At 63.6% G+C, this 9,652-nt stretch carries 10 protein-coding genes; 2 read left to right on the plus strand and 8 right to left on the minus strand.

The genetic code is table 11. The annotated features are described in order from the left end of the window. The 8 genes from Q0C64_RS12320 to Q0C64_RS12355 form a co-directional block, all read right to left on the minus strand. On the minus strand, positions 1 to 528 hold a 528-nt coding region (locus Q0C64_RS12320), incomplete at its 3' end, for a phosphate ABC transporter ATP-binding protein (protein WP_294124143.1). 80 nt (positions 529 to 608) lie between these two features. Further along, a complete protein-coding gene (pstA, locus tag Q0C64_RS12325; RefSeq protein WP_294124134.1) occupies positions 609 to 1,856 on the minus strand; it encodes a phosphate ABC transporter permease PstA in 1,248 nt (415 codons plus the stop codon). Further along, positions 1,849 to 3,231 carry a phosphate ABC transporter permease subunit PstC gene (gene pstC, locus Q0C64_RS12330; protein WP_294124135.1) on the minus strand — a complete coding sequence of 461 codons (1,383 nt, stop codon included), beginning with the start codon at positions 3,229 to 3,231 and terminating at the stop codon, positions 1,849 to 1,851. Before pstC ends, pstA begins: the two co-directional genes overlap by 8 nt. Positions 3,232 to 3,250: 19 nt before the next feature. Then, positions 3,251 to 4,288, minus strand: coding sequence for a substrate-binding domain-containing protein (locus Q0C64_RS12335; RefSeq protein ID WP_294124136.1), 1,038 nt, complete (start codon positions 4,286 to 4,288; stop codon positions 3,251 to 3,253). Between the two features lie 115 nt (positions 4,289 to 4,403). Further along, positions 4,404 to 5,405: an ATP-binding protein gene (locus Q0C64_RS12340; RefSeq protein ID WP_294124137.1), complete on the minus strand. Its 1,002-nt coding sequence runs from the start codon at positions 5,403 to 5,405 to the stop codon at positions 4,404 to 4,406. Between the two features lie 33 nt (positions 5,406 to 5,438). Next, positions 5,439 to 5,861, minus strand: coding sequence for a hypothetical protein (locus Q0C64_RS12345; protein WP_294124138.1), 423 nt, complete (start codon positions 5,859 to 5,861; stop codon positions 5,439 to 5,441). A gap of 53 nt (positions 5,862 to 5,914) precedes the next feature. Next, a complete protein-coding gene (locus tag Q0C64_RS12350) occupies positions 5,915 to 6,286 on the minus strand; it encodes a hypothetical protein (protein WP_294124139.1) in 372 nt (123 codons plus the stop codon). A 46-nt stretch (positions 6,287 to 6,332) separates the two neighbouring features. Next, positions 6,333 to 6,956, minus strand: a complete 624-nt coding sequence (locus Q0C64_RS12355; protein WP_294124140.1) for a helix-turn-helix transcriptional regulator — start codon at positions 6,954 to 6,956, stop codon at positions 6,333 to 6,335. Between the two features lie 213 nt (positions 6,957 to 7,169). Here Q0C64_RS12355 and Q0C64_RS12360 point away from each other — a divergent pair, with 213 nt between their 5' ends. Together Q0C64_RS12360 and Q0C64_RS12365 are read left to right on the plus strand one after the other, a co-directional pair. Continuing rightward, positions 7,170 to 8,936 (plus strand): adenylate/guanylate cyclase domain-containing protein, encoded by a 1,767-nt coding sequence (locus Q0C64_RS12360; protein WP_294124141.1) that lies wholly within the window; start codon positions 7,170 to 7,172, stop codon positions 8,934 to 8,936. A 163-nt stretch (positions 8,937 to 9,099) separates the two neighbouring features. Further along, positions 9,100 to 9,652, plus strand: a 553-nt coding sequence (locus Q0C64_RS12365; RefSeq protein ID WP_294124142.1) for a toll/interleukin-1 receptor domain-containing protein, incomplete at its 3' end; no start/stop codon positions are given.

A 9,652-nucleotide genomic window follows, 5' to 3' on the forward strand; every position in this document is an offset into this window, starting at 1 on the left:
GTCGAGCGCCGAGCAGGGCTCGTCCATCAGGATCACTTCGGGATCGACAGCGATTGCCCGGGCGATGCACAGGCGCTGTTGCTGTCCGCCCGACAGAGCGGTGCCGCTTTCCTGCAGCCGGTCCTTGACCTCGTCCCACAGGCCTGCGCGCTTCAGCGATTTTTCGACAACCTCGTCGAGCTGCCCCTTATTGTCCGCCAGGCCGTGGATGCGCGGGCCATAAGCGACATTCTCGTAGATCGACTTGGGGAAGGGATTCGGCTTCTGGAACACCATGCCGACCCGGGCGCGAAGCTGCACCACGTCCATCCTCGAGGCGTAGATATCCTCGCCGTCGAGGTCGATGTTGCCGGTCATCCGCGCGCTGGGTATGGTGTCGTTCATCCGGTTGAGGCAGCGCAGGAAGGTCGATTTGCCGCAGCCCGAGGGGCCGATGAAGGCGGTGACCTTGTCGTCGTGGATGTCGACGTCGACACCCTTCAGCGCCTCCTTATCGCCGTAGAAGACGCTGACACCGCGGGCGCTCATCTTGGGCGGGCCGTCGACGACCGCCGTTTCGGCAGTTTCGGTCGGAGTGGGAACGATGGTTTCGATCATTTTCATCCTGCCTACCAGCGGCGTTCGAATTTGTTGCGGAGATAGATGGCGAGCCCGTTCATCAGCAGCATGAAGATCAGCAGCACGATGATCGCGGCGCTGGTCTTTTCAACGAAGCCGCGATCGACTTCATCAGACCAAAGGAAAATCTGCACCGGCAAAACGCTCGACGGTTCGCTGATGCCCTGCGGCGGCGAGGCGATGAAGGCGCGCATGCCGATCATCAGCAGCGGCGCCGTCTCGCCCAGCGCGCGGGCCATGCCGATGATCGTGCCGGTGAGGATGCCCGGCAGAGCCAGCGGCAGCACATGGTGGAACACGACCTGCATCTTCGACGCGCCGACGCCAAGCGCCGCGTCGCGGATCGACGGCGGCACCGACTTGATCGCATTTCGGCCGGCAATGACGATGACCGGCATGGTCATCAGCGCCAGCGTCAAGCCTCCGACCAGCGGCGCCGAACGCGGCAGGTGCATGAAGTTGAGGAACACGGCGAGTCCCAGCAGCCCGAAGATAATCGACGGAACTGCCGCCAGGTTGTTGATCGACACCTCGATGATGTCGGTCCAGCGATTGCGGGTCGCGAACTCCTCGAGATAGAGCGCGGCCAGGACGCCGATCGGAAAGGCCAGCGCCATCGTCACCAGGATGGTGAGGAAGCTGCCCTTGAGCGCGCCCCACACGCCGACCTCGGACGGGTCCGTGGCGTCCGACGCGGTCAGGAACCCGGGATTGAAGACCCGCTTGGTCTCGGCCTTGGCGATCAGTTTCTCGACTGCCGGATCGCCATCTCCCTTCGCCGCGACATCGGCCTTGGACGACACCGGCAACCACAGCTCCGCCTTGCGGCCGAGCAGGTCCGGATCGGCAATCAGCTGCTCGCCGAGCGCGCGGGCGCTGGCGCCGCCGAACATGGCGCCGCCGCCTTCGCCGAACTGGGCGATGCCGGCCTGCTCAAGCACCCCGTCGAGGCCGGCCGTAGCCAATGTTTCTTCGGCCTGAGGGCCGCGCAGTGTCGCCGGGTCGAGGATCAGGTTGGACTTCGGGAAATCGATGACGACCCTTGCCTCGGTCTGGGAGAATCCGCCCAGACCCTTCCACGCCATGTTGGTCAGCAGGAAGGCGAGGAAGGCAACCGACAGGGCGACCGCGGCAAATCCGAAGAAGCGGAATCGCCGCTCGGCCGCGTAGCGCCTGGCCACGCGCTTCTGCATGTCCTCGCCGGTCCAGCGGGACAGGGCGGCATCGGCGCTATTCATATGCTTCCCGATATTTGCGCACCACGCGAAGCGCGATGAGGTTGAGGACCAGGGTGATCAGGAACAGCGCCAGGCCGAGCGCGAAGGCCGCCAGCGTCTTGGCGCTGTCGAACTCCTGGTCGCCGGTCAGCAGCTGGACGATCTGGGTGGTGACGGTGGTCACGCTTTCGAACGGGTTGGCGGTAAGGTTGGCGGCAAGGCCGGCGGCCATCACCACGATCATCGTCTCGCCGATCGCCCGGCTGACGGCCAGCAGCACGCCGCCGACCACGCCCGGCAGGGCGGCGGGCAGCACAACTCTCTTGATCGTCTCGGATTTGGTGGCGCCCAGCGCGAGGCTGCCGTCACCCATCGCCTGCGGAACCGCGGCGATGCTGTCGTCGGCCATCGAGCTGACGAACGGGATGATCATGATGCCCATCACCAGTCCGGCCGCCAGCGCGCTTTCCGAGGAAGCCGAGCTGATGCCGATGGCGATGCCGAAATCGCGGACCAGCGGAGCCACCGTCAGCGCTGCGAAATAGCCGTAAACGACGGTCGGAACGCCAGCCAGTATCTCCAGGATCGGCTTAAGCCAGGCGCGCACCCGCGGGTGGGCATATTGGGTCAGGAAAATGGCGCACATCAGGCCCAGCGGGATGGCGACAATCATGGCGATGATCGCACCGATAAAGGCCGTACCCCAGAACAGCGGGATCGAACCAAAGCTGCCCGACGAACCGGCCTGGTCGGCGCGAAGTGCCATCTGCGGGCTCCAGCTCGTGCCGAACAGGAATTCGGTCGGACTGACCAGTTTGAAGAAGCGCAAGGATTCGAACAGCAGCGACAGGACAATGCCCAGCGTGGTCAGGATCGCGATCAGTGACGCCGCGACCAGCAGGATCATCATCCAGCGCTCGACGCCCGTTCGGGCGCGGAAATCGACCCGCACCCGGCGCATGGCAAAGAAGCCGCCGACCAGCGAAACGACGATGGCGATCGCGCCGCCGATCGTGGCAAATCTTGAACTGGCCTCCTTGTAGATCGGAGCCAGGGCGGTCGATTCAGGGTTGAACCCCGCCTCACGCTCGCCGGTCGCAATCTCCTCGGCCTCAGTCAGAATGGTTTCGCGGGCCAGGTCGAAATCGGGCAGCTGCTTGCCGGCCGGCGACGCCAGCACGGCGTCGTTGACTAGGCTAGTCTGGGTCGGTGACCAGATGGTCAGGAACAGCAGCGCGGGAAGCGCCACCCACAAAGCGACGTAGAGCCCGTGATAATTGGGCAGGCTGTTGAGGCGAGCGCCACCGCCGCGCAGCCCGGCCGCCCGTTTGCGAGCGAACAGGCCAGCGGCCACGGCGATCAGCAGGACCGCGACGAGCCCTAGGGTAAGCGTCATAAGGCTTGCCGCCCCGGACTTACTTCAGGCTCGACGGGTCGAGCGGAGCAAGCGCCGTCGCTTGTGTCGTGGCAGCCGCTGCTTCGGCCGGATTCAGCGGAACCAGGCCGCGCTTCTCCAGCGAGCCGCCCTTGCTCCAGGCCTTCGAATAGGCCTCGATGAAGTTCTTGATGGCCGGCTTGGCGGCAATATGCTCGCCCTTCACATAGATATAGAGCCGGCGGCTTCCCGGATAGCTGAGATCGCTGATGGTCGCCTCGGTCGGGCTGACGCCGCCGATCGCAACGGGAGCGACCTTGTCGGCATTTTCTTCGAGGAAGCTGTAGCCGAGCACGCCGAGCGCACCCGGGTCCGCCGAAATCTTCTGGACCAGCAGATTGTCATTCTCGCCGGCTTCGACATAGACACCGTCCTCGCGGATCTTGGTGCAAGTTTCCTTGTGCTTCTTGTCGTCGGCCTTCTTGAGGTCCTTCATTGCCGGGTCGGTATCGCAACCCTTTTCCAGGATCAGCTCGGCCAGGCTGTCGCGCGTGCCCGACGTCGGCGGCGGGCCAAGGACGCGAATCTTGGTCGCGGGGAGCGACGGATCGACATCCTTCCATGTCTGGGCGGTGTTGGCGCCCTTGCCGAACGGATTGGCTGCCAATGCCTTGTAGATCTGCGCCACCGTCAGGTTGAGCGGCGCCTGTTCCTTGGCCTGGATCAGGGTCAGCCCATCGATACCGATCGGAACTTCGATGACATTCTTGGCGCCGACTTTCGCGCAGTCGGCATATTCGCTGGCCTTTATCGGCCGCGAGGCATCGACCATGTCGGGAAACTGGCTGCCGACGCCACCACAGAAGAGCTTCATGCCGGCGCCCGTGCCGGTCGATTCGACGATCACGCTGACGCCGGGGTTGGCGCGCTGGAAGTCCTCGGCGACCGCGGTCGTGAACGGATAAACGGTCGAAGAACCAACGATTTTCAGCTGCGCGCTCGCGCCGCCGCTCGAATCCTTGCCGCCGCAAGCCGCGACCAGCGCTACCAGCGGCAGCGCAACCAGCATCTTCTTCATCGCCATACTCCCAAGGGGTCGGCTCTTCAGGCCGACGTTGACGACGCTCCTAGCGCCGAGTCCGTCGCGTCCCTGTGACTAGCGTGTTACAGTTTCATGACAGCCAAGGGGAGGATTAAACTGCGGGCAGGGTAACGCTGACCTCTGTGCCGCGGCCGGCTTCGGACCGGATGTCGAGCGAGCCGCGATGGCGCTCGACGATATGTTTGACGATGGCGAGGCCAAGGCCGGTACCGCCAGATTCGCGGCTGCGCGCAGAATCGACCCGGTAAAAGCGCTCGGTCAAGCGCGGCAAATGCTCCGGGGCGATGCCGTCGCCCTGATCGGTGACGACGAAAATGACTCTTGCTCCATCGGTGCGAACGCTGACCGAGATCGCGCAACTCTTGTCGTTGCAGCCATAGCGGATGGCATTGCCGATCAGATTGTCGGCCAGCTGGAGCAGCTGTCCGAAATCGCCTGCAACGGGAAGCGCTTGTTCGATGTCCGCCTGAATCTGGCACTTCCGCCGATCCAGCAGCGGCGCCGCGTTCTCGATTGCGATCCTGGCCACTTCACCCATGTCGACCTGCTCGTCGGGAGCCCGAAAGCGGTCCGCCTCGATCCGCGACAAGCTCATCAGGTCCTCGACGATTCGCAGCATCCGGCGGGCTTCGGTCTCAATGGTCGATCCGAATCGTTCGCGAGTCGCCTCGTCGACCGGCCCGTCTTCCGACAGGGTTTCGGCATAGCCGATGATTGTGGCCAGCGGCGTTCTGAGCTCATGGCTGGCGTTGGCGACAAAATCGGTGCGCATTCGCTCGGCCGATCGCAATGCCGAGCGGTCCGCGAGCCGCACCAGCACCGAGCCCTTGGCGAGAGGCCGGACACTCAGGCTCCATGGCCGGTCGACGTCGCCAATCCCGATGACCTCAAGTTCCTCCGCGCGGCCCGCCAATATCATGTCGAGGGCGCGCGGATGGCGGATGGCAAAGCGCAGGTCGCGACCCTCGATCATCGCGCCGAGCAGCAGGCGCGCGGCCTGATTCGCGGCCTCGACGACGCTGCCGACAACAATCAGGGCAGGTTCTTCGATCGCTTCGAGAATGGCGAGCGCGAGGGCGTTGCGGTCAGGCACGGCGCGGACCCTAATCGGCCCGCACCGGTCGCGCTAGGCCGCCGATCGTCGCATGCGGCGATGGGTCCGAAACGTCCCGACCGCCAGAATGACAAGGATCGGATAGCTCCAGAACTGGAGCGCGGCTCCATAGGCGCGGGGGAGCAGGTCCTGGTCGATTCCTTTCAGGATATGGCCCAGCGAGGTGGTGAGCTGCAGGCCCGCCACCCACAGCGGCCAGAAACGGCTGGAGCGAAGCGCGACAGTGATGAAGCCGGCCAATACCGCCAGATCAACCAGCATCAGGCCTTCTTCAACGCCGCTGTAACGCTGGCGAAGCGGGGAGATCACCAGCAGTGTCGCAGCCGTGCCGGCCAGGCAGGTCGCAGCGACGATCCGCTCGTCGCCACCTCCACGCCACCAGGCATAGAGACTGACGGCGATCAGCAACGGAATGAATATGAAGGGTCCGAACATGTCGATGGAAACCGGACCACGCTGGACGTGGCCCGGTCAATCCCGTTTCGTGGTTATGCGACCACGCGCAGATCTGCGCGGCCTTGCTGCGGCGGGCATTCCTGCGCGTCGCCGAACCCAACGGTACGAAGGCCCGGCACCAGCTGCGTGGTTTCCTTGAGGACCATGTGGCAATTAGCCATTTCGCCTCTAGCCTGCACCAGCCGCACGGTTGTTTCCGCCAGCTGTTCGAGCGCGGCGTGGCCGGTGGCGGTGGCGATGCCAAACGTCGCCCGTGCACGGATCATGCGCCCCTGAAGCTCGGCAATTTCGGCCAGTGCTTCCTCGATCGCATCTTCGACGGCGCGGACCTGGGTCGCGACTTCGAGAGCGGTGGATTCGATAAGTTGCTTGCGCATCATCTTTCTCCCCTTGGCGCGGGTCACCCCGCGAAGGGCCATGGTCAGCATTGGAGTGATTGAGAATGCGGCCTTAGCCGTTGATCATCCTCGAGAGGCTTTCCAGCCCGGCGAGATACATACCCGCCGAAAATGTCGCGCCCATCGCAATCAAGACGATCCAGAGCAGCCGGAGACCGACGCTCATCTCATTGCTGGGATGGCTCCTTGTTGCAAACGGCAGTTGCAGGGGAGAGCCAGATCCAACCGGGCTTTGCTCGGTCAAGTGACCGGGAGGATTGACCTCCCCTGCACGGTCAGCGTGCCGAATCGAAGTGCGGACCGTGCCTTGTAGGTGTCCCGTTGGTTGGATGCGGTCGATGTGCGGTGATTGATGTATCAAACGCTGATATATTGGGTCGTGCGGCGACAAGGCGGCCGCCACCAGCCTGGCTGCTTCTCCGCGCCGCTCCACGCCAAGCTTGTCCAGTGCGCCGCGGATGCGCTGGTCGACAGTATGGGGGCTGATTCCAAGCCTGGCCGCGATTTCCTTGCTGTTGTGGTGCAGGTCGACCAGCAGGAGGCATTCGATCTGGCCATGGCTCAAACGAGTGACCGGAGAAGACGGGTCAACCCCGATCGTCCCATCTTCGGCCTCGCTTGATGCCATCGGGTGCAACCTGATTCCTTCCGAGCCTGGAATGTTGCGCAAACGCATTAACTGCCGCTTACCTAGCGGAAATCGCTCCTTTCCTCAAATCGGATTGCCTAATGCGGCGTCAAGCCTGTTTGGCGGCAGATAGGTCCGATTTGGCCCGGTTTTGGCCGCTCTATGACCGCGCTGTCGGTAAGCCATGCTCTATCCATTGCATAAGCTCTGTGGAATGCATGATACTGGCGGCGACTGGGCGGCAGGCAGATCATTCCAAGCATGAACGCGATTGACCTCCAATATCATCGCAAGTTCCAGGATGCGCTGGGCAGCGGCGACATGTTCGCGCTGTACGAACGGACGCGCGAAGCGATCGAGAAATATCCCGACGATCCCGAGGTTCGCTACCTCCAGGCGCTGGCCATGGCGCGGCTGGGCGATCCACATGCTGCGATGCGCCTCTATGAGCGCAATCGGGTCGAGGAAATCGGCGGCGAGGACGCGCTCGCCCTCAAGGGCCGCTTGCTGAAAGACCTCGCGGGTCGCTCCGCCGGGAACGAGCAAGTGAGCCTGTTTCGTCAATCGAGCCAGGCCTACCGGCACGCCTTCCAGCTTTCCGACGGCTATTTTTCCGGCATCAATGCGGCGACGACTTCCTTCCTCGCCGGCGATGTCTCCGAAGCGCGGGAACTTGCCGCGGCAATCGGCCGGCGTCCTGATGTCGCCGATCCGCAGGATTATTTCGCCGCGGCGTCGGCGGCCGAGGCGGCGCTGGTGTGCGGCGATGTCGATCAGGCGACCGCACTGTTCGGCGAAGCCCGTCGACGGGCCGATGCCTCGCCCGGCATGGTCGCTTCTACTGCTCGCCAGGTGACACTGATCGCCGGCAAGCTGGCCGTCTCTGACAGCCAGCGCCAGGCCCTGTTGGATTCGATTCGGCCGACCCCGGTCATCCATTATTGCGGCCACATGTTCGCCGCAGGATGGCAAGAAGAGGAAGCCATTGCCGAGTCCATTCGCGCGATCCTCGCCGAGTCCGACGTGCTCGTCGGCTATGGCCAGCTCGCTTGCGGCGCCGACATATTGGTTGCCGAGGCGTTGCTGGAGCGGGGAGGCGAACTCCACGTCGTCCTGCCCTTTGAGGAGGAGGACTTCATCAAATCGTCCGTCGTGATCGGCGGACGCGAGTGGGTGACGCGCTATGAGAAAGCGCGGAATGCGGCGAGCTCGGTCACCTTTGCCACCGAGATGCGGTGGGTGAATGACGACCAGCAATTTTCATATTGCGCCAAGCTCGTAATGGGTCTCGCCCAGCTTCGCGCCAGCGTGATGCAGGCCGCGACCTTCCAGCTTGCCGTGTGGGACAGGGCGCCGACCGCCGCGATTGCCGGAACGGCGGCGCATTGCGCGGAATGGGCCGAGTTGGGCGGCGAGAGCCGCGTCATCGAAGTGCCACGGCAGCGTCCGGCGTTGGAGACCGCAGCGGTCATCCAGGACCCGGGCAAGCCGAGCTGGACCCTTTGTTCGATGTTGTTCGCCGATTTCGCAGGCTTTTCCCGCCTCGACGAAGACCATCTGTCGCGCTTCCTGGAAGTAGTGATGGGGCGGATTGCGGGTGTGCTGGATCGCCACGCCAACGTTGTCCTGCATCGCAACAGCTGGGGCGATGCGATTTTCGCGGTTATTCGGACACCGGCGATGGCTGCGGAAATCGCCCTTGAAATCCAGTCGGAGCTTGATCCCGGCACGCTCCAGTCAATTGGCCTTCCCCCGGAAGGAGGAATGCGGATCAGCCTCCACCATGGGCCGATTTTCGAGCATTTCGATGCCGTGCAAAGCGCGCGAACCTTCTACGGCACGGAGGTGACGGTTGCAGCGCGGATCGAGCCGCGGGTCCCGGTCGGCGCCATCTACACGACCCAGCCATTTGCCGCCCTGATCGAGTCCGACCTCAACAATTACCACTTTGAATATGTTGGAAAGATGGACCTCGCCAAAAATTACGGTGAGCGCATACTGTACCGACTTGGTACGAACGCCGCCTAGGGCAGGGCCTTGGCCCTCGACTTTTAGTGTCGGTTAACAGACAATTAGGCCTACGCCGTTTCGAGTCGCTTAACGGGACGCGTAGGCATCAGCGCGAGGCATCGGAGCTTATGAAGGCCCGGTAAGGGTCTCCCGAATAGAGGTACGAATTAGGGGGAACTGCGTGTCCGGACCTGACATTTTCATTTCTTACAGCCGGGAAGAGCGGCAGGCGGCACGGCATTTCGCCGAATGTTTCGCCCAGGAAGGCTTTGCCGTGTGGTGGGACGCCGCGCTTCGCTCGGGCGAGACCTTTGACGAGGTTATCGAACGGGAATTGCGGGCGTCGAGAGCGGTGGTCGTGCTGTGGTCGCCGCGTTCGGTTGCGTCTCGCTGGGTAAGGGCGGAGGCAACGCTCGCCGATCGTGCCAACAAGCTGGTGCCGGTGATCATCGAATCCTGCAGCCTGCCGATCATCTTTGAACTGACGCAGGCGGCCGATCTCGCCAACTGGACCGGCGATACGGCCGACACGCGCTGGCAGACGCTGGTTAGCGACCTGCGGCGCCTGGTCGAACCCCACAAGGACGACGCGCATGCCAGCCCGGCGCCGCAGCCGGTTGCCAAGGCGCCGCCGCAGAGCCCGCTGGTGCGCAATCCTCCCGCCTCGCCACGGCCAGAGGTGAAGCCGGACGAGCTGATTGCTGCGCTCGATCGCGTCGGCAAACCGCGAGACC

This window comes from Sphingomonas sp. (assembly GCF_023266535.1).
Taxonomy (GTDB): Bacteria; Pseudomonadota; Alphaproteobacteria; order Sphingomonadales; family Sphingomonadaceae; genus Sphingomicrobium.